The sequence below is a fragment of the uncultured Phycicoccus sp. genome (assembly GCF_947495705.1).
GTDB lineage: Bacteria > Actinomycetota > Actinomycetes > Actinomycetales > Dermatophilaceae > Phycicoccus.
Genome location: NZ_CANLZR010000004.1, coordinates 20,459 through 45,446, shown reverse-complemented (window position 1 = coordinate 45,446; position 24,988 = coordinate 20,459). Strand labels below are relative to the sequence as shown.

Genomic DNA, 24,988 nt, shown 5'->3' with positions numbered 1-24,988 from the left:
TCAGCCTGCCTGTTCCTGGGCGCCGGTGTCGAGGGTCGCCGACGCGACGCCCTCGACGGCCGGTGCCCATGGCGTCCACGCGCCCTCGGGCTGGGCGAGGCGGTCGGCGATCACGCGGAGGGTCTCGAGGTGGTGCCCGTAGCCCAGGTGGGTCGCCCCGACCTCGACGTTCTCGGTGTGCGGCGCCGGGTCGGCGACGCAGCACTGCCAGGCGACGATGCCGTCGCCGCGGGAGTAGATGCTCGTCGTCGGGACCGGCAGCGGCGCGGCGCGGGCCGCGATCGCCTCGGGGGTGAACAGCGCGTCGCTGTCGGGGCCACGGTTGAGCAGCCGGTACATCGCCCAGGCCCGGGTCGAGACCGGGTGGCCGCGGAAGGGGCTGCCGAGCGTGACGACAGAGCGGGTGTAGTGCGGCAGCGTCCGGGCCAGCTCGCGGGCGTAGATGCCGCCGGCGCTCCAGCCGACGACGCTCACCCGGCGCCCGTACCGGTCGTAGAGCTCCAGGAGCAGGTCCTCGAGGTGGGCGGTGAGGTCCGGGGTGACCCCGAGGTTGCGCCCGCGCCGCCAGTCGTGGGCCCGGTAGCCGAGGCGCCGCAGGTGCTGGCGGAGGAAGACGGTGGACTCGGGGCCGGCGAGGAAGCCGGGGACCACGAGCACGGGGTGGCCGTCGCCCGCGGGCCAGTCGGCGAGGTCGCGGGTCGCGACGGCCGAGGCGGCGAGGTCGAGGGCGGTGCGCCACTCGCGCCGGGTGGCCCAGAACGTCGGCGCGTCGACCCGGGCGTCGTCGGTGCCGGCGTGCGGCTCGCTTGCCGTCGACATCGCGCTCCTTCCGGGTCGGACGCGTCGCGACGGGCTGCCGCGCGACGCTGCGATGGGCAGGTTCGCAGTGTCGCAGAGCGCGGCTCGTCACGGGGATGTCGCGCCGCGCGTTCCCGCTCCGTCACCGAGCCGTGACCTCGTGGTGGCCGGGCATACGGTGGAGTCATGGCGACCGAGCAGGAGACCGGCGGGGCGGCTACCCGGACCGAGACCGACACGATGGGCCCCGTCGAGGTGGCGGCCGACCGCTACTGGGGCGCGCAGACCCAGCGCAGCCTCGAGCACTTCGACATCGGCCGCGACACGTTCGTGTGGGGGCGGCCGGTCGTGCGCGGGCTCGGGCTGCTCAAGAAGGCCGCCGCGCTCGCCAACGCCGACCTCGGTCTGCTGCCCGAGGACCTGGCGGAGGCCGTGGTCGAGGCCGCCGACGAGGTGGCCCGCGGCGACCTCGACGACCACTTCCCCCTCGTCGTCTTCCAGACCGGCTCCGGGACGCAGAGCAACATGAACACCAACGAGGTCGTCGCGAATCGCGCCATCGAGATCCTCGGCGGGCAGCTGGGGTCGAAGGACCCGGTGCACCCCAACGACCACGTCAACCGCAGCCAGTCGAGCAACGACACCTTCCCCACCGCGGTGCACGTGGCCGTGGCCCTCGAGCTCGCCGAGCGCCTGCACCCGGCGGTCGACGCCCTGTGCGCGGCCCTCGACGCCAAGGCCGCCGAGTTCGCGGACGTCGTCAAGGTCGGTCGCACCCACCTCCAGGACGCGACCCCGGTGACGCTCGGGCAGGAGATCGGGGCGTGGGCCGGCCAGCTGCGCGAGGCCCAGGCCGACGTCCGGTACGCCGGCGAGCGGGTGCTGGCGCTCGCCATCGGCGGGACGGCCGTGGGCACCGGCCTCAACGCGCCGGCGGCGTTCGGGCCCAGGGTGGCCGAGCACCTCGCGGCCGAGACCGGGCTGGCCTTCCACCAGGCCGACAACCTGTTCGTCCAGCTCGCCTCGCACGACGCCCTCGTCGCGGTGTCGTCCGCGCTGCGGACCCTGGCCGGCGGACTCATGAAGCTCGCGAACGACGTGCGGTGGCTCGCCTCCGGGCCGCGCACCGGCATCGGCGAGCTGCGGATCCCCGAGAACGAGCCGGGCTCCTCGATCATGCCGGGCAAGGTGAACCCCACCCAGTCCGAGGCGATGACGATGGTCGTCACCCGGGTGTTCGGCAACGACGCCACGGTGGGCTTCGCCGGGTCGCAGGGCAACTTCCAGCTCAACGTCTTCACCCCGGTCATGGCGCACGCCGTGCTGGAGTCGGTCCGGCTGGTCTCGGACGCGTGCCGCTCGTTCACCGAGCACTGCGTCGCCGGGCTCGAGGCGGACCGGGGCCGCATCGCCGAGCACCTCGAGGCCGACCTCATGCTCGTCACCGCGCTCGCCCCGCACATCGGCTACGACCAGGCCGCGGCCATCGCCAAGCAGGCCCACCGGGACGGCTCGACGCTGCGCGAGGCGGCCGTCGCCTCCGGCGCGGTCACCGACGAGGACTACGACCGCTGGGTCGACCCGGAGGCCATGACCCGCCCGGACTGACCTCCCGCGGGCGGTCAGCCGGAGAGGAGGTCGCGCAGGTCGTCGGCGGTGAGGGCGGTCGACATGGCGGCACCCTCGTCGACGACCCGGGTGAACAGGTCGCGCTTGCGGGCCTGGAGTGCCACGACCTTCTCCTCGACGGTGTCGCGCGAGACCATCCGGTAGACGTTGACCGGCTGGGTCTGCCCGATGCGGTGGGCCCGGTCGATGGCCTGCGCCTCGGCCGCCGGGTTCCACCACGGGTCGAGCACGAAGACGTAGTTCGCCTCGGTGAGGGTGAGGCCGAAGCCGCCGGCCTTGAGCGAGATGAGGAACACCGGGGCCGCGCCCTCGCGGAAGGCCGCGATGCGGTCGGCCCGGTCGCGGGTGCGCCCGTCGAGGTACTCGTAGGCGATGCCCTCGGCGGCGAGGCGCTCGCGGACGATGCCGAGGAACCCGGTGAACTGCGAGAACACGAGCGCCCGGTGGCCCTCCTCGGCGAGCTCGGTGACGTGCTCGACGAGCGCGTCGACCTTCGCGGAGGCGGCGAGCCCGGCGTACTCGGCGTCGACGAGCGCCGGGTCGAGCGCCATCTGCCGCAGGGCCGTGAGGGCCCGCAGCACCGCCATCCGGTTGCCGTCGAGGTCGTCGATGAGGCCGAGGAGCCGCTGCCGTTCGCGCTGCAGGTGCCGGTCGTAGACGGCGCGGTGCCGCGGGTGCAGGTCGACGGTGAGGATCTGCTCCTGCTTCGGCGGCAGCTCGGTGGCCACCGCCTCCTTCGTGCGGCGCAGCATGAGCGGGCGGATGCGCCGCCGCAGGGTGCCGAGGCGGTCGGCGTCGCCGTCGCGCTCGATCGGCGTGGCCCACTGCTCCTTGAAGGCGCCCGGGCGTGGGTGGAGCCCGGGGGCGACGATCGAGAGCAGCGACCACAGGTCCATGAGGGAGTTCTCGAGGGGGGTGCCCGTGATGGCGAACTTCGCCCGGGCCGTGAGCCGCCGGACCGCCTGGTAGGTCTTCGCCTGGTGGTTCTTGACGAACTGCGCCTCGTCGAGGACGACCGCCGCCCACGGCCGCGACCGCCACGCCGCCTCGTCGATGCGTGCGACCGTGTACGAGGTGATGACGAGGTGGGCGCCCTCGATGGCGGACTCCAGCGACCGCCGCTCCTTGCCGCGGGTGCGCTCGACGACGACCGTGCGCAGCTCGGGAGCGAACCGGGCCGCCTCACCCGCCCACGTCGAGAGGACCGACGTGGGCGCCACGACGAGCACGGGGTGCTCGAGCTCGCCGCGCTCGTAGGCGCGCTGCACCATCGCCAGCATCTGGATGGTCTTGCCGAGACCCATGTCGTCGGCGAGCACGCCGCCGAGCCCGATGTCCCACAGCAGCGACAGCCACCGGAACCCCTCGACCTGGTAGGGCCGCAGTGTCGCGTCGAGGCCGGCCGGCAGCTCCGCCGGCTCGACGCCGGTGCCGTCGACGAGCCGGCCCACGGTGGAGCGCCAGCGGTCGCTCTGCTCCTCGACGACGCCGAGCGCCGCGAGCTCCTCCCACAGCCCGACGTGCACCGCCGAGATGCGCAGCGGGTCCGACGGCTTGTCCTGGAGCGACCGGGCCTCCTCGACGAGCCGGCGCAGGGACTCCAGCTCGGGGCGGTCGAGGGCGAACCACGTGCCGGAGTCGAGGATGAGGTGCTCGTGGCCGCGGGCGAGGGCCTCGATGAGCGGCGCGAGCGGCACGTCCTCGCCCGCGACGGTGACCGAGATGCCGAGGTCGAACCAGTCGGTGGCGGCGCCGCCACGGGTATCGGTGGCGGAGACCTGGATGAGCGGGGCCTCGTCGACCTCGCTGTAGTCGGCGACGTCCCCGACGACCGTGACGTCGACGTCGGGCAGGTCCTGGAGGACGGGGAGCACCTCGCTGAAGCCGATCGTCGCGAACCCGTGGAGGCGCACCTCGGGCACGAGCCGGGGCTGCTGGGCGAGCACCTGCCACAGGGGCTCGAAGCCGGCGACCGCGGGGACCTCGTGCAGGGCGTCGACGAGCCGGCGCTCGGCGGCGCGGTCGCGCATGGGGTCTGGGTCGTCGGACCCGAGGACGACGTGCACCCCGGTGTGCCCGCCGTACCGGAAGCCCCACTGCAGATGCGTGCGGTGCCCGGGCTCGGCCGTGACGGTGAGCGACAGCCGCGGTGGGACGGCCTCGGGCAGGTCGAGGCCGGGGGACAGGCTGCGGACCCGGGCCTTGCGGCGCAGGCCGGGGAGGTGGGTGACGGTGAAGCGCGCCCAGTCGGCCTCGGGGACCGTGATGGTGCCGAGGTCGAGGAGTCGCTGGCGGGTGGCGTCGAGCGGCTCGGCGAGCGCGCCGAGCACGAGGGTGTCGTCGTCGCGGAGCCAGAAGCCGGTGGCGGGGGACCCGACGAGATGGGTGTCGGTGCCCGGGGCGACGGGCAGGTCGAGGTGCGGCCGCAGCTGCGCGCCGTCGGCGGCCGGGGAGATGTCGAGGACGAGCTCGGCGGGGTCGGGGGCGAACGCCACCCGGCCCTGACCAGTGAGGTCGGCCAGCAGCCGGACCCCGGCGCGGTCGGCGGCGCGGAGCAGCGAGACCCAGCCCGGGCCGAGGTGGTCGAGGAGGATCGCGTCGGGCATCCGGCCGTACCCGTAGGCCCGGACCGAGCGGCGGTGGGCGTCGGCGACGGCGGTGAGCGCGTCGCGGTGCTCGTCCGAGAACGTCACCGCCCCGAACCCGTAGTAGCCGCCCGCGAAGGTCTCCCACGAGACGCCGGTGCGGATCCACGCACCGCGCACGCCGGGCACCACCGGGCGCAGGCGCAGCTGGCTGCGGGCGGCGCCCTCGTCGACCCGGGCCCGGCCCGCCACGGTGGCGGGCTCGAGGAGGAGCCCCACCGGGGTGATGTCGGCGGGGACGTCGTCGTCGAGGACGCCGCCCAGGGCCTGCTCCCAGGTGGGGGTGGGGGCCGCTGGGGGGCCGGCGGTGGCGGGCTCCAGCGCGCGGATGGCCGCCGCCACCGCGACGGCGTGCTTGCAGTCGCCGGAGACGGGGCACGAGCAGCGGCTGTGCCACCGGCGGAGCGGCCGGCGGGCGGAGGTCTCCTCGCTGGGGTGCAGCGCGATGTGGGTCGTGTACGTCTGGCCGGTGCTGCCGCCGACCCAGCCGGTGGCGTCGGTGCCGTCGGGCGAGAGCTCGACGTCGACGACGCGGCCCTCCTTGGCGTAGGCGAGGCCCCGAGCGACGGTGACGGTGCCGCAGAGCTCGCCGAGCTCGCGGTTGGTGAGTGCGGCGAGCCGGTCGACGGCGACGACACGAGCCATCGGTGACCTCCTCGGACCCAACGCACGCCACCGGCCCGGTACCGGCGACCCCGAACACCCCACCGTACGTGCAGCCGGCGACATCCGCCGACTCCATCCACAGGGTCAGGCGGAGAGGTCGAGGGTGACGACGGTGCCCCGGCCCGGGCCGGAGTCGACCCCGACGCGGCCGCCGTGCGCGCGGGCGATGGCGTCGACGAGGGCGAGCCCCAGCCCGGAGCCGCCGCTGCCCGACGAGCGCGAGCGGTCGACCCGGTAGAAGCGCTCGAGGAGGTGGGGGAGGTGCTCGGGTGGGATGCCCGGACCCGCGTCGGCCACCTCGACCCGCACCCGCCCCGGCAGGGTGGCCAGCCGCAGCTCCACGGGGGTGCCCGCCGGGGTGTGCCGCACCGCGTTGGCCGTCAGGGCCACGACGGCCTGGACGACCCGGTCGCGGTCGACGGTGGCCACGGCGGAGTCCGGGACGTCTAGGGTCACCTCGCGCTCGGGGGCGACGACGCGCAGGTCGGAGGCGACGTCGCGAAGCAGCGGGACGAGGTCGACCGGGGCGCGGCGCAACGCGTCCGGGGACTCCAGGCCGGTGAGGTCGAGCAGCCCGTCGACGAGCCGGCGCATCCGGGCCGCCTCGTCCTCGATCCGGCGCATCGCGTCGTCGACCTCGGCGCGCTCCGCGGCGTCGAGCGGGCCGGGGGGCCGGGCGGCGTGCAGCGCGGCGTACCCACCGACCGTCGTCAGGGGGGTGCGCAGCTCGTGGGAGGCGTCGGCGACGAAGCGCCGCATCCGCTCGTTCGTGGCCGTCGTCGTGTCGATCATCGTGTTGAGCGCCTCCCCGAGCCGGGCCGCCTCGGTACCGCGGGGCCCCGGAGGCACCCGGGCGTCGGTGTCCCCCGCGGTGATGGCGTCGGCCGCGGCGGTCATCTCGGCGATGGGTCGCAGCCCCAGCCGGTCGACCCAGGTGAGGAGGAGTCCGACGAAGCCGGCGACGACGAGGCCGGTGAGGAGGAGGGTGACGGCGAGCCGCCGGGTCGTGACGTCGGCGGAGGTCGTCGGGATGGCGATGACGGCCTGGGCCCGGCCGTTCGCGAGGGGGACGGTGACGACCCGCACCCGCCGGGCGACCCCGGACTCGGTGACGCGGCCCTGCGGCGTCGGGATCGTCTCGCCCGGGGCGAGGGCGGGGACCAGGGCCGGGTCGTTCTCCGGCGCCAGGACGGTCGTGAGCCGGCCGTCGGCGGTCAGCCGGCCGACGTACACCTCCCCGAGCGCTGTCGCGGCGAGGGCGTCGGGGGCGCGCTGCGAGGCCAGCAGCACGGCCCGCGGGCTGCGGGCGAGGGCCGAGATCTCGGCGTCGAGCCGCCCCACGAGGAAGGCCCGCTGGATGAGGACCACCGCCAGGCCCGCGAAGACGGCGAGGACGGCGAGCACCGAGACGGCGACGACGAGCCGCCGGCGCAGCGTCATCAGGGCTCCCGGACCGTGTAGCCGACGCCACGCACGGTGTGGATGAGCTTCGGCTCGGTGGCGTCGACCTTCTTGCGCAGGGTCGAGACGAAGGACTCGATGATCGCGGTCTCGCCGGCGAAGTCGTACTGCCACACGTGGTCGAGGATCTGGGCGCGGGTGACGACCCGGCCGGCGTTGACGAGCAGGATCCGCAGGAGGTTGAACTCGGTGGCCGTCAGGTGGACCTCGGTGTCGCCGCGCCAGACCCGGTGCTGGTCCTCGTCGAGGACGAGGTCGTGCACCTGGTGGCGGGCACTCGGAGCGGCCACGGCGCCGCCGCGGCGGAGCGCGACGTGGACGCGCGCGACGAGCTCCTCGAGGGCGAAGGGCTTGGTGATGTAGTCGTCGCCCCCGCTCGTCAGGCCGCGGACCCGGTCGGCGGTGTCGGTGCGGGCGGTGAGGAAGAGGACCGGGGCCGCGCAGCCGCCGGTGCGCAGGCGCCGCAGGACCTCGAAGCCGTCGAGGTCCGGGAGCATGACGTCGAGGACGACGGCGTCGGGGTGGAGGCGGGCCGCGGCCTCCAGCGCCTGAGTGCCGGAGTCGGCCGTCGTCACCGCCATGCCCGCCAGGCGCAGGGCCGAGGCGACGAGGTAGGCGATGTTCTCCTCGTCGTCGACGACGAGGACGCTGGGGGTCTCGGGCTGGGCCACGGGCCCACCGTCCCACGGGCGTCCACGGCCTGTCTGGAGGAAACCTCGGGAGTTCCTGGAGGCTGTGGCTGGGGTGCTTCCCCGTGGGTCCCCAGGAAGTCGCGAGGTTCGGCTGCGGTCGCCACCAGGGTCTCGCGACACCGTGGTGGTTGTCATCGAACCGGACCGAGCCAAGGAGCATCCGATGCCCGCCCTCCGCACCGCCCTCGTCACCGTCGCAGCCGGCGGCGCCGCCGTCGCCACGGGAGTCGTCGCGACGACCGCCACTGCCGCCCCCGCCCCCGTCACCGCCGTGGCCGCGGTCCAGGCGGACTCCGACGACCCGTCGAGCTCTTCGGACGCGGCCGACCACCCCGGCCGCCACGGCGCCCGCCACTGGTGGCGGGGACTCACCGACGCCCAGCAGGAGTGCATGAAGGACGCCGACATCACCCGCCCCATCGGACCTCTCGACGACGACGAGCGGGCGGCCCTGCGCGCGCAGGTGACCGATGCGGCCGACGCGTGCGGCGTCGAGCTGCCGTTCGCGACGGCCCGCGCCTTCTGGAGCAACCTCAGCGACGAGCAGCAGCAGTGCCTCAAGGACGCCGACGTGAGGCGGCCTCTGGGGCCGATGACGCGGGAGGAGCGCCAGCAGGTGCGGGCGGACCTGCGCGACGCGGCAGAGGCCTGCGGCGTCGAGCTGCCGGAGCGCAGGAGCGCGGACGCCCCTGCCTCCTGAGCCGGGCGGCCAGGCGGGAGGTCGTCGGCCCGGCCTGCACCCACAGAAGTGGTCGGACGGCGCAGGCGGCCCGACGAGGACGAGCTCATCATGTCGGGGACCTGTCGTTCGCCCCACCCCCTGGGGCGGACGACAGTCGTTGTGAGGACTCTCATTCGCCCCACATCCGGGGGCAACCGGCAGCCGTGGTGGGGACTCTCGTTTGCCCCACGTCCGGGGGCAACCGACAGCCGTGATGGGGACTCTCGTTCGCCCCACATCCGGGGGCAACCGACAGTTGCTTTGTCGGGACTCTCGTTCGCCCCACCTCCTGGGGCGAACGAGAGGTGCGGCGGAGAGTGGTAGCGGGTCCGCGCTGGAACGGGTGGCAGTGGGACCAGCAGCGCAGCAGCTCGGACGTTCTGGTGGACGGTGCCGGATCAGTGGGCTGGACGGGTTCGGGCGGGGCCGGATCAGCAGGCTGGGCCGTTCGAGCGGGGCCGGAGAGGGGGCGGCTCGGGCTGGCCCGGAGGAGCGGCGGCTCGGGCGGTGAAGGCGGCTCGGCCGGTGGAGACGGCTCAGGCGGGGGCACGGTCGCGGAGCAGGATGTCCAGGCGGGCCATCGCGACGGCTCCGGCGACCGGCCCGACCGCCAGGAGCGCGACGGCGACCCGCCAGCCGACGAGGTCGACGACGACCGGGACGGCGTTGATCGTCAGCACCGTCAGGAGGAAGCCGATCGCGGTCTGGGTCGTCAGGGCGGTGCCGACGTAGCGGGGGTCGACGACGTCGGCCACACAGCTCGAGAAGAGCCCGGAGTCCGCGATGACGGTGACGCCCCACGCGAGCAGGACGGGCACGACGAGCCACAACGGCGCCCCGAACACCAGTGCCGCGAGGATGCAGCACGTCGCCGACGCACGCATCGCCCACCCGGCCACCCGGGCCCGACCGAGCCGGTCGCCCAGGCGTCCGCCCGCGAGGCAGCCGAAGGCTCCGGCCACCCCGATGACGACGAAGGCGGTGACCCCGACGACCGTCCGCCCCGGGGCCACCCCCGACCGGGCCACGACCGACGCGGTGAGGAAGGCGGGCACCCACGTCCACATGGCGTACAGCTCCCACATGTGCCCGAAGTAGCCGAGGTTGGCGAGCAACGGGCCGCGCTCGCGGAACAGGGTGAGGACGAACGCGGGCGCCAGCGGCGGGGCGGGCCGGGCCAGCGGCCCCGGGCGGACCTGCGCCAGCGCCACGACCGCACCGAGGGTCGCGAGTCCCGCGGAGACCCCGAGCACTCCCCGCCAGGGCAGCGCCACCACGCCGGTCACGAGCTGGGGCAGCGCACTGCCCAGGGTCAGCGCCCCGACGAGGACCCCGAGGGCGAAGCCCCGGCCGCGGTCGAACCACGACGTCATGAGCTTCATCCCCACCGGGTACACCCCGGCCAGCGCCATCCCGGTGCCGAACCGCAGCGCCACGGCCCAGGTCAGCCCGTCGACGAAGAGCGCGATGCCCGCCGTGGTCGCCGCCGCGAGCAGCGCCGAGGCACCGAGCACCCGGTGCGCGGGGAAGCGGTCGGCGAGGTTCGTCGCGGCGGAGGCCACCGCCCCCACGACGAACCCGAGTTGCACGGCGACGGTGAGAAGCGTCGCCTCGAGCGTCGTGACGTCCCACTCCTCGCGGAGCGCGGGCGCGACCGCCGAGGCGGCGAACCAGCAGCCGAGGACGAGCACCTGGACGCCGGCGATGAGCCCCAGCTGCCGGCCGGGTGTCGTCGTGGCGGCCGCCACGGGCTCAGCCGACGTGCGCGTCGGTGGTCTTGAGGGCGCGGTCGAGGATGTCGAGGCCCTCGGCGACCTCCTCGGCGGTCGTCGTGCAGGGCGGCACGACGTGGGTGCGGTTGAAGTGGGTGAACGGCCAGAGCCCCTCGGCCTTGCAGGCGGCGGCGAACTCGTTCATCGGCGCCGCTGCGGGACCCGCCGCGTTGTAGGGCACGAGCGGCTCGCGCGTCTCGGGGTCACGGACCAGCTCCAGGGCCCAGAAGTACCCGAGCCCGCGGACCTCCCCGACGCTCGGGTGCTTCTCGGCGATCTCGGCGAGCCGCGGGGCGATGACGGTGTCGGACACGGTGCGGACGTGCTCGAGGATGCCCTCCTCCTCGAAGATCCGCATCGACGCGACGGCCGAGGCGCACGCCAGCGGGTGGCCGGAGTAGGTGAGGCCGCCGGGGAAGGCCCGGTCCTCGAACGTCGCGGCGATCTCGGCGGAGATGACGACGCCGCCGAGCGGCACGTAGCCGGAGTTGACGCCCTTGGCGAAGCAGATGAGGTCGGGGGCGACGCCCCAGTGGTCGACGGCGAACCACTCGCCGCAGCGCCCGAACCCGGCCATCACCTCGTCGGCGATCCAGACGATCCCGAACTCGTCGCAGATCTCGCGGACGCCCGCGAGGTAGCCGTCCGGCGGCACGAGGATGCCGTTGGTGCCGACGACCGTCTCGAGCATGATCGCGGCGATGGTGTGCGGCCCCTCGACCATGATGACGTCGCGCAGGTGCTGCAGGGCGCGCTCGCCCTCCTCCTGCGCATTGGCGGAGTGGAACGGGGACCGGTACGGGTAGGGGCCCCAGAAGTGGACGATGCCCGTCATCCCCGGCTCGTTGGCCCAGCGGCGCGGGTCGCCGGTGGCGACGATCGAGCCGGCCGTGGCCCCATGGTAGCTGCGGTAGGTGGAGAGCACCTTGTGCCGGCCGGTGTGCAGCTTGGCCATCCGCATCGCGTTCTCGGTCGCCTCGGCGCCGCCGTTGGTGAAGAAGACCTTGTCGAGGGAGCCGGGGGCTCGCTCGGCGATCATCCGGGCCGCCTCGGAGCGGGACTCGTCGGCGAAGCTCGGGGCGATGGTGCACTGGCGGGCGGCGGCCTCCTGGATGGCCGCGACGAGCTTCGGGTGCTGGTAGCCGATGTTGACGTTGACGAGCTGGCTGGAGAAGTCGAGGTACCTGTTGCCCTCGAAGTCCCAGAAGTGGCTGCCGGAGGCCCCGGCGATCGGGAGCGGGCTGATCTGGGCCTGCGCCGACCAGGAGTGGAAGACGTGGGCGCGGTCGTCGGCGGCGACCCGGGCACCCGTGTCGGGGTCGGGCTGCACCGCGGGGGCAGCGAAGTCGGTCATCCTGGTCCTCCTCGACCGGTCGGTGTGCTCGGGACTCTAGCGGCGGCCGGGACGCGCACCGCCACCGAGCCCGGCCGGGCCCGGCTCATCCGGGCAGCGTGAAGATCGTCCGGTGCCACGGCTTGCGCGCCTCGCCGGTGAGGTCGTGCATGACGTGCTTGACCTGGGTGTACTCGTCGAAGGAGTACGCCGACATGTCCTTGCCGAAGCCGGAGTGCTTGTACCCGCCGTGCGGCATCTCGCTGATGATCGGGATGTGGTCGTTGACCCAGACGCAGCCGGCCTGGATCTCGCGGGTGGCCCGGCCGGCCCGGTAGGTGTCGCGGGTCCACGCGGAGGCGGCGAGCCCGAACTCGGTGTCGTTGGCGAGCCGGATCGCCTCGTCGTCGTCGTCGAACGGGACGACGACCAGGACCGGCCCGAAGACCTCGTCGGTCCACAGCTCGGAGCCCAGCGGCACGTCGGTGACCAGGGTCGGCTCGTAGTAGGAGCCTCGGGCGAGGTCCCCGGTGGGCGCGGCGCCCCCGGTGACGACCTTCGCGTAGCCGCGGGCCCGCTCGACCATGCCGGCGACCTTCGCCAGGTGCGCGCGCGAGGACAGCGGCCCGAGGTCGGTGGCGGGGTCGGAGGTCGGGCCCATCCGGACGACGGCGAAGAGGTCGGCGACGCCGCGGACGAACTCGTCGAGGACCGAGCGGTGCACGATGGCGCGCGTCGCGGCCGTGCAGTCCTGGCCGGTGTTGATGAGCGACCCGGCGACGGCGCCGTGCACGGCGGCCTCGAGGTCGGCGTCGTCGAAGACGACGAACGGGGCCTTGCCGCCAAGCTCGAGGTGGACGCGCTTGCCGGTGTGCGCCGCGGTCGCCATGACGCGACGCCCGACCGCCGTCGAGCCGGTGAACGAGGTCATCGCGACGTCCGGGTGCCCGACGAGGTGCTGGCCCGCCACGGGCCCGGTGCCCGTCACGATGTTGACGGTGCCGGGCGGGGCGCCGGCCTCGGTGAACGCCTCGGCGAACAGCAGCGAGGTCAGGGGGGTGATCTCGGCGGGCTTGAGCACGATGGTGTTGCCGGCCGCGATGGCGGGCAGCACCTTCCAGGCCGCCATCTGCAGCGGGTAGTTCCACGGGGCGATCGAGCCGATGACGCCGAGCGGCTCACGGCGGATCGACGAGGTGTGGTCCCCGGAGTACTCGGCGCTCGCCATCCCGTCGAGGCGACGGGCGGCGGCGCCGAAGAAGGCGGTGTTGTCGACGGTGCCCGGGACGTCGAACTCGCGGGCGAGGCGGATGGGCTTGCCCGCCTGCCTCGACTCCAGCCGGGCGAGGTCCTCGGCCCGCTCGTCGAGCAGCGCGGCAGCCTTGGTGAGCACCGCGGCGCGCTCCACCGGCGTCGCTCGCGACCACTGCGCGTACGCGGCCTGCGCGGAGGCCACGGCGGCGTCCACGTCCGCGGGCCCCGCGAGCGCCACCGTCTCGAGGACCTCGTCGGTGCTGGGGTCGAGGACCTCGAAGGTCTCCCCGGTCGTCCCCGCCCTGCGCTCGCCGTCGATGTACTGGTGCATGGCCGCGAGCATACGGGGCGCCTCCACTGCCGGAAAGAGCAGGATGGGCAACGTGACCCTTCGGAATCCGTCGTCAGTGGCCGCCAGCGGCACGGTCCCCGCCGCTGCACCGCCTCCACGCTGCCGGACCGGCGCAAGGGGTCGCTCGTGGCGGAGTGTGATCGACCCCTTGATAGGTGACTAAAAGGTCACCTATAGTGCGTCCTGTGCAGGAGGACGAGGTGTTCAAGGCGCTGGCCGACCCGACGCGGCGGCGGCTCCTCGATGCCTTGTTCGCGCAAGAGGGCCGCAGTCTCGGTGACCTGGAAGCAGTCGTCGCCGAGCACGTGGAGATGTCCCGGTTCGGGGTCTCGAAGCATCTGCGCCAGCTGGAGACCGCGGGGTTGGTCCTCACCCGCAAGCAGGGTCGGCAGAAGCTGCACTATCTCAACCCGGTCCCCATCCAGTTGATTCACGACCGGTGGATCGACAAGTACACCGAGCGTCGTGTGACGGCGCTGACCGAGCTCAAACGAGACCTGGAGGAACAGTCATGAGTAGCACCACCAACGACACGACCACGGAGCCCTCGATGGCCGCTTCCGACGAGGCGGCACCCGAGGTCCAGATGTTCGCCATCTACATCGACGCCCCAGCCCAGCGGATCTGGGACGCGATCACCTCGTCGGAGTTCTCGACCCGCTATGGCTACGGCGGTGAGGTCGAGTTCGACCTCACGCCCGGCGGCGCGACGCGTGACCTCACCACCCCCGAGATGAGGGAGATGGGTATGGGCGAGGTGGCAGCCTCCGGCACCGTCGTGGAGGTCGACCCGCCGCACCGCCTGGTGCAGACGTGGTCGGCGGCCTGGCACGACGAGCCAGCGACCACCTTGACCTACGAGATCACGGAGTACCCCGGCAACGCCTGCTGCCTGACGTTGACCCACGAGTGCATCGGGGCGCCCAACACCGCCAAGGACGTGCGGGGTGGAGGCGATGCCGGAGCCGGTGGCGGCGGCTGGCCGTGGGTGCTCAGCAGCCTGAAGACCCTCCTGGAGACCGACCGGGCGATGTCCGGCGCCGGAGCCTGAACCGACTGAAGCCCGGGCAGGAACGCAGACGGGGCGCCGACCCCTGAAGGTCGGCGCCCCGTCTGCGCGTGCTGACTGCGTCAGCCGTTGACGGCGCGCTTCAGCTGCGCGGCGGCCTTGAAGCCCACCGACGTCGACGCGGCGATCTGGATCTCGGCGCCGGTCTGCGGGTTGCGGCCGGTGCGGGCGGCGCGCTTGCGGGTCTCGAAGTTGCCGAAACCGGCGAGCTTGACGTCCTCACCCTTGGCGAGCGAGCCGCTGATGATGTCGAGGGCGGCGTTGACGACGTCCTCGGCAGCGCTGGCGGACAGGTCGGTCTGCCCGGCGAGGGCCTGGGCGAGTTCCTTCTTGGTCATGGCTGTGCTCCTTATCGTGCTGCTGGCTTTCCTGCAGAACCTAGCAAGGACGGGGCCCTGGCTCGTGCAGGGCACCCCCGAACGGCTCGGCGTGGCGCGGAACCGTCATCGGCCGGGGTCCCGCCACGGGTCCCCCCAGGCGGCGTCCCGCGCGGCCCGGTAGCGCTCCCGGTCCCGCTTGGTGACCACCTCCGGGCCGGCGGTGCCGTCGGCCCGGCACACCTCGAGCGTCACCATGCCCTTGCGTGTCTGCGGGTGGCGCAGCACGCGGGCCAGGCTGGGGGACAACGGTTCCCGGGAGGCCAGGAGGTAGGAGTACTTCTCGTCCTCGTGCCCCAGGGTGGCTCCCTTGAGCCGGCGGTGGAGTGCGCTGCGGTCCAGCCGCGCCGAGAAGTGGCACCAGTCCCCGTCCCGCTGGGCGACCGGGCACGGGCCCGGCTGGGGGCACGGCGCGACGAGGTGCCAGCCGGCGGCGACGAGCCGGTCGCGGGCCGCGAGGACCGCCGCGAAGCCGCGCGGCGTGCCCGGTTCCGCGACGAGGACGAGGCCGCCGGCCCCCATCGCCGCGTCGAGGAGCGGCCCGTGCAGGGGGTCGGCGAGCTCGCCGAGGACGTAGGAGATGGTCACGAGGTCCGCGGCCGGCAGCCCGGCCAGGGCGCCGAGGTCGGCGCGGACCCACGTCGCGCCCGCCACCGCAGGGGGGCCGTGCCGCGCGACCTGACGGCCGAGGGCCAGGGCGTCGGCCGAGCCGTCGAGCACGGTGGCGGACTCCAGCCCGGGCATGGTGTCCGCGGCGGCCCAGGCCGCGGCGCCCGTCCCGCCGCCGAGGTCGAGCAGGCTCCGGACGCCGTCGAGTGCTCCGAGCCGGTCGGCGTCCCGCAGGATCCGGACCAGGGCGGCGTGGGTGGCCGGCATCCGGTAGGCCGCGTAGGCGGTGGCCGCGACGGGGTCGGCGAGGACCTGCGCCGCCGGGGGCGCCCCCGACCGGTACACCTCGACGAGTCGGGATGTCGCGCGGCGCAGCGACTCGGCGTCGGCGGAGGCCAGCACGGCCTCGAGCGCTCGCGGCAGGGGGAGGGGCACGCAGGACATCCTCCCCGCTCCGCGCCCGACGGGGATCGCGCGGGCCCCCCGCGGGATGATCTCGGCCGGGGCCGGTGTTCCCCCTGCTGACCGGATGCCGAGGGAACATACCCGCAGGGGTATGCTGTTGGCATTCACGGACAGTCCCCGACCACGTCACAAGGAGTCAGACATGGCCACCGTGAACCTCACGGCCGAGACCTTCGAGCAGACCATCACCGGCGAGGGCGTCGTCCTCGTCGACTTCTGGGCGGCCTGGTGCGGCCCGTGCCGCCAGTTCTCCCCGACCTTCGAGGCCTCGAGCGAGAAGCACGACGACGTCGTGCACGCCAAGGTCGACACCGAGGCCGAGCAGCAGCTCGCCGGCATGCTCCAGATCACCTCGATCCCCACCCTCATGGGCTTCCGCGACGGGATCCTCGTCTTCCACCAGGCCGGGGCGCTGCCGCCCGCCGCGCTCGAGCAGGTCGTCCAGGGCATCAAGGACCTCGACATGGACGAGGTCCGGACCAAGGTCGCTGCCGCGCAGCAGACCGGCTGACCCGTGTGCGAGTGGCGGCCATCATACCCTCGGGGGTATGATGGCCGTCTGGTCGTCAGCGGCCGATGCCGCGTGAGAGGAACACCATGAGCACCCCCACCAGTGCCCGACCCGGCTCGCCCGAGACCGCCATCGACGCGCTGGCGTCCGTCGCCCCAGGAGGCCCCAGGATGGAGCTCGACCCCGCCGAGATGCAGGCCGTCGTCAAGCGGCTCCGGCGAGCCCAGGGTCAGATCGGCGGCATCCTCAAGATGATCGAGGACGGCCGCGACTGCCAGGACATCGTCACCCAGATGGCGGCGGTCTCCAAGGCCCTCGACCGGGCCGGGTTCGCGGTCATCGCGCTCGGGTTGCGGCAGTGCATCACCAACCCCGAGGCCGGCTCGATGGATGTCGAGTCGATGGAGAAGCTCTTCCTCACCCTCGCCTGATGGACGCCACCGCCTGGGACGAGCGCTACTCCGGGGCCGACCTCGTCTGGTCGAGCACCCCGAACACCTTCGTCGAGGAGATCGTGGCGCCGATGGCGCCCGGTCGGGCCCTCGACGTCGCCGGGGGCGAGGGGCGCAACGCGCTGTGGCTCGCCGAGCGCGGGTGGGACGCCACCTCGGCCGACTTCTCCCCGGTCGCCGTCGAGCGGGCACGACAGATCGCCGCGACCCGGCTCGGCTCTGCCGCCGGGCGGTTCCGAGCCGTCGTGTCGGACGCGCTCGAGCCCGCCCCGGCAGCCCCGGCTGCCCCCGGGTACGACCTCGTCCTCTTCGCCTACCTCCAGCTGCCGGACGCCGAATGGGCCCGGGCACTGGCCCACGGGGTCGAGGCCGCCGTCCCCGGCGGCGCCGTCCTGGTCGTCTGCCACGCCGAGCGCAACCTCGCCGAAGGCGTCGGCGGGCCGCAGGACGCGTCCGTGCTCCATGACCCCGAGGCGGTCGTCGAGTCGGCGGCCGGGCTGCCGGTCGAGGTCGTCTCCGCGGAGCTGCGCGAGCGGCCCGTCGACGGCGCTCACCGGCGGGCTCTGGATGCCGTCGTCCTGTTCCGCCGAGTCGCTTCCTAGATACCCCGTGGGGTATCCTGTCCCTGACCGAGATCGTCGTCCTGAAGGAGAACCACCCCCATGTGCCGAGCCGTGAACTGCCGCAAGTGCGGGAAGACCACGTGGGCCGGATGCGGCCAGCACGTCGACCAGGTCATGCGCGGCGTGCCGTCGGGCGACCGCTGCCAGGGTCACGAGGGCGAGCCGAGCACCGGCTTCCTCGCGAGGATGTTCGGCCGCTGACTCCGCGACCGTGACGCCGCGCCATCCATCGGGTGGCGCGGCGTCGTCGTGTCAGCAGTGCGACGGCCTCACGTCGGGCGGGCCGTGCCGGTGATGAACCAGCCCCAGGCGCGGAGCGGCCCCGGGGCGATGTAGCGGGACTGCTCGAGGTCGACCGCGAACTTGGCGTCCTCGAGCATGCGGGGGAGGTCCCGGTCGACGTGGCACCCGCCCGCGACCCGGCCCCAGACGGGCTGGACGGCGCGCTGCACCCGCACGGTCCCCCGATCCGGGGCGAGCGAGTGTTCGACGAAGTGGAACTCGCCTACGGGGCGCAACACCCGACGCGCCTCGGCGAGCGCCGCCGGGAGCTCCGGAACCGTGCACAGCGCCCACGCCGAGACGACGGTGTCGACGGAGTCGTCGGCCACCTCGGACAGGTCCGCGGCGTCGCGGCTCGCCCGGTCGACCGGCCGGCCGAAGTCGGCGATGCGGCCGGCGGCGAGGTCCCAGGCGAGCTCGGAGGGTTCGGCCGCCAGGACCCGCGTGACGGCGTCGGGGTAGTGCGGGAGGTTCGGGCCCGAGCCGAAGCCGATGTCGAGGACGACTCCGGTCGCCCGCCGGCACACCGGGCGTCGCCATCTGTCGATGTCGTCGCCCTGGCAGGCCCGATGGGTCAGGTGCGGCAGGGCGCGCTCGTCCCACCAGCTCCGCAGTCCCATGGGGACAGTGTCACCCACGCGGGTCCCGAAGACCCTTGAAACATACCCCCGAGGGTATGTTTGGAACATGGTTGACCCGCAGCACGGACTGCCGAAGTGGCGACGAGTGCTCGCCGTCGTCGCCCACCCCGATGACGAGTCCTTCGGGCTGGGAGCGCTGCTCGACCGGTTCGTCGCAGCGGGCGCGCAGGTGCGCGTCCTGTGCCTCACCCGGGGCGAGGCCTCGACCCTGGGTGACATCGACGGCGACCTCGCCGAGGTGCGGGGCGCCGAGCTGCGATCCGCCGCGGCGGCGCTCGGCGTCGGGGAGGCGACGATGTGCGCCCACCCCGACGGTGGGCTGTCCGCCGTCCCACCCGAGCGGCTGGAGGCCGACGTCATCGAGCAGGCGCACCGGGTCGAGCCCGACGGGCTGCTCGTGTTCGATCCGGTCGCCGGCGTGACCGGCCACGAGGACCACGAGACGGCCTCGCGGGCGGCGATCGCCGCCGGGGAGCGGCTGGGTCTCCCCGTCCTCGGCTGGGCGCTGCCGGAGGACGTCGGCGCGATTCTGCGGGCCGAGACGGGGGGCGGCTTCGCCGGCCATCCCCGGGAGCTGCTCGTCGAGGTCCCCGTCGACCGCAGCCGCCAGCTCGAGGCGGTGCGGTGCCACGCCACCCAGGCGGTACCGGGCAGCGTGCTGTGGCGCCGGCTGGAGCTCCTCGGCGACGTCGAGTACGTCCGGCTGCTCGTGCCCGGTTCGGTGCCGTCAGCGTGACGGGTCGACGAGCACCATTCCGCGGGAGGCCGTCCGGCCCATCGTGGTGAGCAGGCGACCGGCCTCCTCGAGCCCCACCGGCTCCCCGGGGGCCAGGAGCGCGTCGAGGTCGAGGCGGCCACGCGCCACGTCCTCGAGCAGGCCGGGGTAGTCGGCGGCGGCCATCCCGTGGCTGCCGAGCACGTCGAGCTCCCAGCCGATGACCCGGTCCATCGGCAGGTCGGCGCTGCCCGCGGCCGGAGGGAGCAGCCCGACCTGCACGTGCCGCCCCCGCCGCCGCAGGGCGAGGACCCCGACCCGGCACGTCGCCGGGGAGCCGACCCCGTCGACGGCCAGGTGCACCCCGCCCCTCGACCAGTCGTGGGCGGCGGCGACGAGCTCGGCCTCCGGCAGGCCGCCGTCGAAGGTGTGCTCCGCGCCGAGGGAGCCCGCCCGGGCCCGGGAGGCTGCGTCGACGTCGACGGCGCACACCCGGGCGCCCCGGCCGACGGCCACCTGGACCGCGGCGAGCCCGACGCCGCCGCAGCCGAGGACGAGCACCGTCTCGCCGGGGGCGACCCGGCCGCGCGCCACGACGGCCCGATGTGCCGTGGCGACCCGGCACCCGAGCCCTGCCGCAGCCGTGGGGGAGATGCCGCCCGGGAGGGCGACGAGGTTGGTGGCGGCCGCGTGCACCACGACCCGCTCGGCGAAGGACCCGGGGTCGGTGAACCCGGGCTGGCGCTGGTGGGGGCAGACCTGGCCGTCGCCGGTGGCGCAGACCGCGCAGGCGCCGCAGGCGAAGACGAAGGGTGCGGTGACGGGCCGGCCGACCCACGCGGCGTCGACGCCCGCCCCGACCGACTCGACGACGCCAGCGAACTCGTGCCCGGGCACGTGCGGGAAGGTCGCGATGTCGGAGTCGTGGCCCATCCAGCCGTGCCAGTCGCTGCGGCACAGCCCGCTCGCGGTCAACCGGACGACCGCACCCCCGGGCGGAGCAACCGGGTCGGGGACGTCGGCGACGTACAGGGTGGCGCCGAAGGCGTCGTAGACGAGGGCTCGCACGCGGGTCAGCCTGCCACTGGAGGCAGGACGAGATCACGGGGCGGGGCCGAGGAGGCGGCGCATCCGCAGCGCGAGCTGCAGCTCGAGGGAGCGCTCCGGTTCCTGCCAGTCCTCGCCGAGCAGCGCGCCGATCCGGTCGAGCCGCTGGGCCACCGTGTTGACGTGCACGTGCAGCCCGGTCGCGGCGTGCCGCGGGCTGCGGCCGGCGTCGAAGTACGCGGCCAGGGTGCCGACGAGGTCGGTACCGCGTCGGCTGTCGTAGTCGAGCAGCGGGCCGAGCTCACGGTCGACGTACGCCCCGACGTCGGGGTCGGAGCCGACGATGAGCCCGGCGAACCCGAGGTGCGTCGCCGCTGCGCCCTCGCCGCGCCGCCCGAGCGCGATGAGCGCCGCGACGGTGCGCAGCGCCTCGTCGTAGGCGGCCGGGACGGCGTCGACCCCGCGCAGGGGGCCGACCCCGGCCACGGTCACGGCGCTGCGCCGGCCGAGTCGCGCCGCGACCTCGCGGGCGCACCCGTCGGCGTCGCCCCCGGGGACGAGCACGACGACGTCGCCGTCGTGGGCTCCGACGAGGGAGCCGTCGGCGACCACCGCAGCGGCGGACAGCGCCAGCGCCCGGACCGGGGTGCCGGCCTCCCCGCGCAGGACGAGGAGGCAGTACGGCACGTCGGGGTCGGTGCCGGCCGACCTGGCGAGCTGCACCCGGTCCTCGGCCGGGCCCCGGGCCGCGACGAGCTCGGACACGACCCGGTTGCGGGCGGACTGGCGGGTGTCGGCGGCCTGCCGCTCGAAGAGGAGGACCAGGGCCGTCACGACACCCGCCCGCTCGACCGTGCGTCGCTCGGAGTCCGTGAGGTCCCCGACACCGCCGAGGTACAGCGTCGCGAGCCGTTCGGCGGCGGTCGCCACGGCGAGGCCGTACACGCCGTCGGACTCCACGAGCCGGCCGGATCCCAGGTCGGGGAAGGTGCCGGGTGGCGCGGCGCCGCGGGTGGCGCTGCGCACGGTCCCGTCGTCGTCGACGAGGGCGGCCCACCCGCCGAGCAGGTCGGCCAGGGCGTGGGTGAGGTCGTCGACGCCCCCGCCCTCGAGGACCAGCGAGGCGAACCGGTCGTGGGCCGTCGCGGCCTTCTCGACCCCGTCGGCGTACGAGCGCACCGTCTCGTGTGCGTCCGAGAGGGCGGCGAGGGCGGCCTCGGCATCGGCCAGGGCCCGGGTCTGGACGAGGGTGACGGCCGCGAGCGTCGCGAGGTCGCCGAGCAGCGCGACCTCCTCGCGGGTGAACGGCCGCGGCGAGCGGTTCGCCGCGAAGAGCACGCCGACGAACACGTGGTCGACGATCAGGGGCGTGCCGCAGATCGCGATGATCCCCTCCTCGGAGACCGCCCCGTCGATGTCGGAGGTGTGCCGGAACCGGTCGTCGTTCCAGTAGTCGGCGGTCCAGTAGGGCTTGCGGGTCGACGCGACGAGCCCGCCGAGGCCGGCGCCGAGCTCGAGCCGGACCGACTGGAACGCCGCCGAGACGGAGCCGTCGGTGGCGCGCATGTACGTGTCGCCGCGGTCGGGGTCGTGCAGCGTGAGGTAGGTGAGGTCGGTGCCGATCAGGGTGCGGGCCCGCCGGACGATGGCATCGAGGACCTGGCCCGGGTCGCTCTCGGTCACGAGGGCGCGGACCGTGTCGAGCAGGGCGGTGAGCCCGGCCTCGCGGCGCCGGTGGACCTGCCGGGCCCCGGCGACGCGCAGCGCGAGCTCGCGGGCGGGTCCGGGCGCGTCGGCGGCCGCGACCTCGGCCACGGAGGCGTCCTCGGCGAGCAGCGCGAGGAGCCGCAGCGCACCGTCGTCGCCGTCCCCCTCGTCCCGTCGCTCCGCCATCCTGCCGATCCTAGGGACCGCGGCGGCCGGGTCGGGGCTCAGTGCGCCGTCCACCCGCCGTCCATCGTGAAGGCGGCCCCGTTCACCGACGCCGATGCGGGCCCGCAGAGGAACAGCGCGAGCGCTGCGACCTCGTCCGGCTCGACGAGCCGCTTGACCGCCACCGGGGCGAGCATCACGGACTCCACGACCTCCTCGTGGGGGATGCCGTGCTGGGACGCCTGGTCGGCGATCTGCTTCTCGACGAGCGGGGTGCGCACGTACGCGGGGTTGAGGCAGTTGGAGGTCACGCCCTTCGGACCGCCTTCGAGGGCGATGACCTTCGAGAGGCCCTCGAGGCCGTGTTTGGCGGCGACGTACGCGGCCTTGAACGCGCTCGCGCGCAGCCCGTGCACGCTCGAGACGTTGACGACCCGGCCCCACCCACCGGCGTACATGTGCGGCAGCGACTGGTGGACCAGGCGGAAGGGGGCGGCGAGCATGAGGTCGAGGATCAGGTCGAAGCGCTCGACGGGGAAGTCCTCGATCGGGCTGACGTGCTGGATGCCGGCGTTGTTGACGAGGATGTCGATGTCGCGCGGCAGGTCGGTCAGCGCGCCGAGGTCCGACAGGTCCGCGACGATGCCCTCGACGCCCGCCGTGCCGGCGACGGCCTGCAGCCCGTCGGCGTCGCGGTCCACAGCGTGCACGCGGGCGCCCGCCGCCGCGAGGGCCCGCGTCACGGACTCGCCGATCCCGCTCGCCGCGCCGGTGACGAGAGCCGTCCGGCCGCGGAGGTCGGGGCTACTGGGGTCGAGAACGTCGGTCATGGGATCGGACCCTAGGCAGGCCGCCACGGACGACCGGTGTGTCCGGAGCCCACATTCGCCCCGGTTCCGGTGTGGTGCGGGTCTGTTCAGGCCCACCTCGGACCCGATACCCCCTCGGGTATGATGGTGAATGCCGTCCCGCCCGTCCCAGGAGTGCCCATGTCCGTCCGCCGTCTCGTCGCGGTCCTGTCCCTCGCTCTCGCCGCAACCGGGGTCCTCGGGGGGTGCGGCACCGGCACGTCCGAGGTGAGCGTCACCGCGGGGGCCGCCGCGAGTGCCGCCCCCGTCAACGGTTCCCAGCTCGGGGTCGAGGAGTTCGCGGCGGCCCTGCGCCGGCCGAACACGACGATCCTCGACGTCCGGACCCCGGAGGAGTTCGCCGCGGGCCACCTGCCGGGTGCGGTGAACATCGACGTGTCGGCCCCCGACTTCGCCGACCGCATCGGCGCCCTCGCCCCGGACGCCCCGTACGCGGTGTACTGCCGGTCCGGCAACCGGTCCGCTGCGGCGGTCGAGCAGATGACCGCGGCCGGCTTCACCCAGGCGTTCGACCTGGGCGGCGGCATCATCGACTGGCAGGAGGCCGGCGGCGAGGTCGTCACCGACTGACCGTCAGCCGTCCGCGGCCGCCGGGACGACGACGCCCGCGAGCGCGAGCCGGCGGAGCAGCCCGGCGGGCGGCTCCGGAGCCCGGCCGGCCAGGAGGTCCGCGACGGCGGCCCGGTCGGCCTCGGCCACCTCGAGCCGGCCGACCCGGGTGACGAGGGTGCCGCCCTCCCATCGCGCGGCGAGGTGCTCGCGCAGCCGCCAGCGCGGCCCCACGTCGGCCCCGGCGGCCTGGTGCTGGGCCAGCGCGCCCAGCGGCTCGGCCCGCTGGGCAGCCCTGGCTCGGCGGGCCAGGGCGGCGGCGAGGTCGTCGTCGGTGACGTCGTCGAGCGCGCGCTCGACGGCCGCCCGGAGCTGGTCCCGCGCGGCGGCGGTCACGGCCGGGTCGAGCGCGTCCACCCCGGGCGCCAGCGCCTGCCGCAGCGCCGGATCGGCGTCGAGCCGGCGGCCGGCAGCGCTGAGGAGGTCCTCGGCCAGGTGTCGCATCGTCCACACGTGGACACCGAACGTCAGGTGGATGCTCGTCCCGCCGAGGGCGGTCGCGGAGTGCAGCCAGCCTCGCGGCAGGTAGAGGCAGTCCCCGGGCTCGAGAACCTGCTCGAGGACCGGCTCCTCGGCGGCCGCCGCGTGGACCGCCTCCCGGTGGTCGGTCCACGGCTGGTCGCGCAGGGGATGCTCGAGGACCGGCCGCCGGACCCGCCATTGCTTCTCGCCCTCGACCTGGACGACGAAGACGTCGTGCACGTCGTAGTGGTCGTCGAAGCCCTGGTTCTGCGGAGGGGTCACGTAAGCGTTGACCTGCACGGGGTGGCCGAGGTCCGCGGCGAGGTCGCGAGCGGTGTCCGAGACCGGGGCCCAGGTGCGGTGCAGGCCCTGGAGCACGATGGTCGCGCCGTCGGCGAAGAGGCGCAGCACCTTGTCCTCGCTGACCTGGTCACCGATCGCCGCCCCGACCCCGCCGCCCAGCGTGAACTCGCGGGGATCGAGGGTCGAGCCGTTGCGGGCCATCCGGAGGAAGGGGGTGCGCAGCGCCCGCCGCGCGAGCAGCTCGTCGACCGCGGCCGCCCCGAACCCGTGCCGGGGTGCCGGCAGGTCGGCGGCCCGGCTCAGCAGTGGCGCGCGCCCCCACTGTTCGGTGGCGAAGCGCTCGGGTGCCGTCGCCACGAACGCGCCGAGCCCCCGGCCCGTCCCGCGGGGGGACCCGGCCGGGGGCTCGAGCACCGGATCGCTCACTGCGAGGCGTCCGCCCCACCGTCGGCGCCACCGTCGTGCTCGCCGGGCACGCCCGGCTCGCCGGCGCCGCTGTCGGCCGGCCCCTCGGCGCCACCGTCGGCGCCGCCGTCCTCCTGGTCGGGTGCGGTCTCCTGGCCGGCGCCGCTGTCCGCGGGTCCCTCGGTGCCCGCGCCGCCGTCGGCTCCGCCGTCGTGCTCGCCCGGCAGGCCGGGCTCGCCGGCGCCGCTGTCGGCCGGGCCCTCGGTCGGGTTCTCGCTCATCGGTCGCTCCTTCGCTCGGGTGCCGGGATGGCACCAGGATCCTCATTCCAGCAGGCGAGCGGGGGTACTGGGG

At 74.5% G+C, this 24,988-nt stretch carries 25 protein-coding genes; 10 read left to right on the top strand and 15 right to left on the bottom strand.

What is annotated here, in order from left to right; all coding sequences use genetic code 11:
* On the bottom strand, positions 1-819 hold the full coding sequence (locus Q0963_RS07310; RefSeq protein WP_299444724.1) for a triacylglycerol lipase: 819 nt from the start codon (positions 817-819) through the stop codon (positions 1-3).
* A 165-nt stretch (positions 820-984) separates the two neighbouring features.
* On the opposite strand from Q0963_RS07310, the gene fumC reads away from it, so the two are divergent.
* On the top strand, positions 985-2,406 hold the full coding sequence (fumC, locus tag Q0963_RS07305; protein ID WP_299444722.1) for a class II fumarate hydratase: 1,422 nt from the start codon (positions 985-987) through the stop codon (positions 2,404-2,406).
* 14 nt (positions 2,407-2,420) lie between these two features.
* On the opposite strand, the gene Q0963_RS07300 is transcribed toward fumC, so the two are convergent.
* The 3 genes from Q0963_RS07300 to Q0963_RS07290 all read right to left on the bottom strand — a co-directional run bounded on the left by Q0963_RS07300 (position 2,421) and on the right by Q0963_RS07290 (position 7,870).
* Complete coding sequence (locus Q0963_RS07300; RefSeq protein WP_299444720.1) at positions 2,421-5,717, bottom strand: DEAD/DEAH box helicase; 3,297 nt, start codon at positions 5,715-5,717, stop codon at positions 2,421-2,423.
* Positions 5,718-5,822: 105 nt separating this feature from the next.
* On the bottom strand, positions 5,823-7,178 hold the full coding sequence (locus Q0963_RS07295; RefSeq protein ID WP_299444719.1) for a HAMP domain-containing sensor histidine kinase: 1,356 nt from the start codon (positions 7,176-7,178) through the stop codon (positions 5,823-5,825).
* Positions 7,178-7,870, bottom strand: coding sequence for a response regulator transcription factor (locus Q0963_RS07290; protein WP_299444717.1), 693 nt, complete (start codon positions 7,868-7,870; stop codon positions 7,178-7,180). Before Q0963_RS07290 ends, Q0963_RS07295 begins: the two co-directional genes overlap by 1 nt.
* A gap of 184 nt (positions 7,871-8,054) precedes the next feature.
* Between Q0963_RS07290 and Q0963_RS07285 the strand changes: the two genes are divergently transcribed.
* Positions 8,055-8,591: a hypothetical protein gene (locus Q0963_RS07285; RefSeq protein ID WP_299444715.1), complete on the top strand. Its 537-nt coding sequence runs from the start codon at positions 8,055-8,057 to the stop codon at positions 8,589-8,591.
* A gap of 557 nt (positions 8,592-9,148) precedes the next feature.
* On the opposite strand, the gene Q0963_RS07280 is transcribed toward Q0963_RS07285, so the two are convergent.
* From Q0963_RS07280 to Q0963_RS07270, 3 genes are all read right to left on the bottom strand, one after another.
* Positions 9,149-10,360, bottom strand: a complete 1,212-nt coding sequence (locus Q0963_RS07280) for an MFS transporter (RefSeq protein WP_299444713.1) — start codon at positions 10,358-10,360, stop codon at positions 9,149-9,151.
* Between the two features lie 4 nt (positions 10,361-10,364).
* Entirely contained in the window at positions 10,365-11,738 is a 1,374-nt protein-coding gene (locus Q0963_RS07275) for an aspartate aminotransferase family protein (RefSeq protein WP_299444712.1), read from the bottom strand.
* Between the two features lie 85 nt (positions 11,739-11,823).
* Positions 11,824-13,302, bottom strand: coding sequence for a gamma-aminobutyraldehyde dehydrogenase (locus Q0963_RS07270; RefSeq protein WP_299444711.1), 1,479 nt, complete (start codon positions 13,300-13,302; stop codon positions 11,824-11,826).
* 206 nt (positions 13,303-13,508) lie between these two features.
* Here Q0963_RS07270 and Q0963_RS07265 point away from each other — a divergent pair, with 206 nt between their 5' ends.
* Together Q0963_RS07265 and Q0963_RS07260 are read left to right on the top strand one after the other, a co-directional pair.
* Positions 13,509-13,838 (top strand): helix-turn-helix transcriptional regulator, encoded by a 330-nt coding sequence (locus Q0963_RS07265; RefSeq protein ID WP_299444709.1) that lies wholly within the window; start codon positions 13,509-13,511, stop codon positions 13,836-13,838.
* Complete coding sequence (locus Q0963_RS07260) at positions 13,835-14,374, top strand: SRPBCC domain-containing protein (protein ID WP_299444707.1); 540 nt, start codon at positions 13,835-13,837, stop codon at positions 14,372-14,374. Before Q0963_RS07265 ends, Q0963_RS07260 begins: the two co-directional genes overlap by 4 nt.
* A gap of 80 nt (positions 14,375-14,454) precedes the next feature.
* On the opposite strand, the gene Q0963_RS07255 is transcribed toward Q0963_RS07260, so the two are convergent.
* On the bottom strand, positions 14,455-14,745 hold the full coding sequence (locus Q0963_RS07255; RefSeq protein WP_299444996.1) for an HU family DNA-binding protein: 291 nt from the start codon (positions 14,743-14,745) through the stop codon (positions 14,455-14,457).
* Between the two features lie 90 nt (positions 14,746-14,835).
* A complete protein-coding gene (locus Q0963_RS07250; protein WP_299444705.1) occupies positions 14,836-15,813 on the bottom strand; it encodes a small ribosomal subunit Rsm22 family protein in 978 nt (325 codons plus the stop codon).
* Between the two features lie 172 nt (positions 15,814-15,985).
* On the opposite strand from Q0963_RS07250, the gene trxA reads away from it, so the two are divergent.
* The 4 genes from trxA (at position 15,986) to Q0963_RS07230 (ending at position 17,630) form a co-directional block, all read left to right on the top strand.
* Entirely contained in the window at positions 15,986-16,354 is a 369-nt protein-coding gene (trxA, locus tag Q0963_RS07245; RefSeq protein WP_299444703.1) for a thioredoxin, read from the top strand.
* A 170-nt stretch (positions 16,355-16,524) separates the two neighbouring features.
* A complete protein-coding gene (locus Q0963_RS07240; RefSeq protein WP_299444995.1) occupies positions 16,525-16,785 on the top strand; it encodes a metal-sensitive transcriptional regulator in 261 nt (86 codons plus the stop codon).
* Positions 16,785-17,408 (top strand): bifunctional 2-polyprenyl-6-hydroxyphenol methylase/3-demethylubiquinol 3-O-methyltransferase UbiG, encoded by a 624-nt coding sequence (locus Q0963_RS07235; protein ID WP_299444701.1) that lies wholly within the window; start codon positions 16,785-16,787, stop codon positions 17,406-17,408. The genes Q0963_RS07240 and Q0963_RS07235 overlap by 1 nt, the downstream gene beginning before the upstream one ends.
* A 60-nt stretch (positions 17,409-17,468) precedes the next feature.
* The gene (locus tag Q0963_RS07230) at positions 17,469-17,630 is read left to right on the top strand and encodes a hypothetical protein (RefSeq protein ID WP_299444699.1); all 162 of its coding nucleotides are present in this window, start codon (positions 17,469-17,471) and stop codon (positions 17,628-17,630) included.
* 68 nt (positions 17,631-17,698) lie between these two features.
* Here the strand turns inward: Q0963_RS07230 and Q0963_RS07225 are convergent, their stop codons facing one another.
* Positions 17,699-18,331 carry a class I SAM-dependent methyltransferase gene (locus Q0963_RS07225; protein WP_299444697.1) on the bottom strand — a complete coding sequence of 211 codons (633 nt, stop codon included), beginning with the start codon at positions 18,329-18,331 and terminating at the stop codon, positions 17,699-17,701.
* Between the two features lie 67 nt (positions 18,332-18,398).
* Between Q0963_RS07225 and Q0963_RS07220 the strand changes: the two genes are divergently transcribed.
* Positions 18,399-19,088 (top strand): PIG-L deacetylase family protein, encoded by a 690-nt coding sequence (locus tag Q0963_RS07220; RefSeq protein ID WP_299444695.1) that lies wholly within the window; start codon positions 18,399-18,401, stop codon positions 19,086-19,088.
* Here the strand turns inward: Q0963_RS07220 and Q0963_RS07215 are convergent.
* Genes Q0963_RS07215 through Q0963_RS07205 form a run of 3 tightly spaced genes read right to left on the bottom strand, consistent with a single transcriptional unit; the run spans position 19,080 to position 22,816 of the window.
* A complete protein-coding gene (locus Q0963_RS07215) occupies positions 19,080-20,135 on the bottom strand; it encodes an alcohol dehydrogenase catalytic domain-containing protein (protein ID WP_299444693.1) in 1,056 nt (351 codons plus the stop codon). The genes Q0963_RS07220 and Q0963_RS07215 overlap by 9 nt on opposite strands.
* A 33-nt stretch (positions 20,136-20,168) precedes the next feature.
* A complete protein-coding gene (locus Q0963_RS07210; RefSeq protein WP_299444691.1) occupies positions 20,169-22,007 on the bottom strand; it encodes a helix-turn-helix domain-containing protein in 1,839 nt (612 codons plus the stop codon).
* Positions 22,008-22,045: 38 nt separating this feature from the next.
* Entirely contained in the window at positions 22,046-22,816 is a 771-nt protein-coding gene (locus tag Q0963_RS07205) for a 3-hydroxybutyrate dehydrogenase (RefSeq protein WP_299444689.1), read from the bottom strand.
* Between the two features lie 159 nt (positions 22,817-22,975).
* Between Q0963_RS07205 and Q0963_RS07200 the strand changes: the two genes are divergently transcribed.
* The gene (locus Q0963_RS07200; protein ID WP_299444687.1) at positions 22,976-23,425 is read left to right on the top strand and encodes a rhodanese-like domain-containing protein; all 450 of its coding nucleotides are present in this window, start codon (positions 22,976-22,978) and stop codon (positions 23,423-23,425) included.
* A gap of 3 nt (positions 23,426-23,428) precedes the next feature.
* Here Q0963_RS07200 and Q0963_RS07195 read toward each other — a convergent pair whose 3' ends face one another.
* Together Q0963_RS07195 and Q0963_RS07190 are read right to left on the bottom strand one after the other, a co-directional pair.
* Entirely contained in the window at positions 23,429-24,643 is a 1,215-nt protein-coding gene (locus tag Q0963_RS07195; protein ID WP_299444685.1) for a cupin domain-containing protein, read from the bottom strand.
* A gap of 8 nt (positions 24,644-24,651) precedes the next feature.
* Positions 24,652-24,915, bottom strand: coding sequence for a BatC protein (locus Q0963_RS07190; protein ID WP_299444683.1), 264 nt, complete (start codon positions 24,913-24,915; stop codon positions 24,652-24,654).
* Positions 24,916-24,988: the final 73 nt, after the last annotated feature.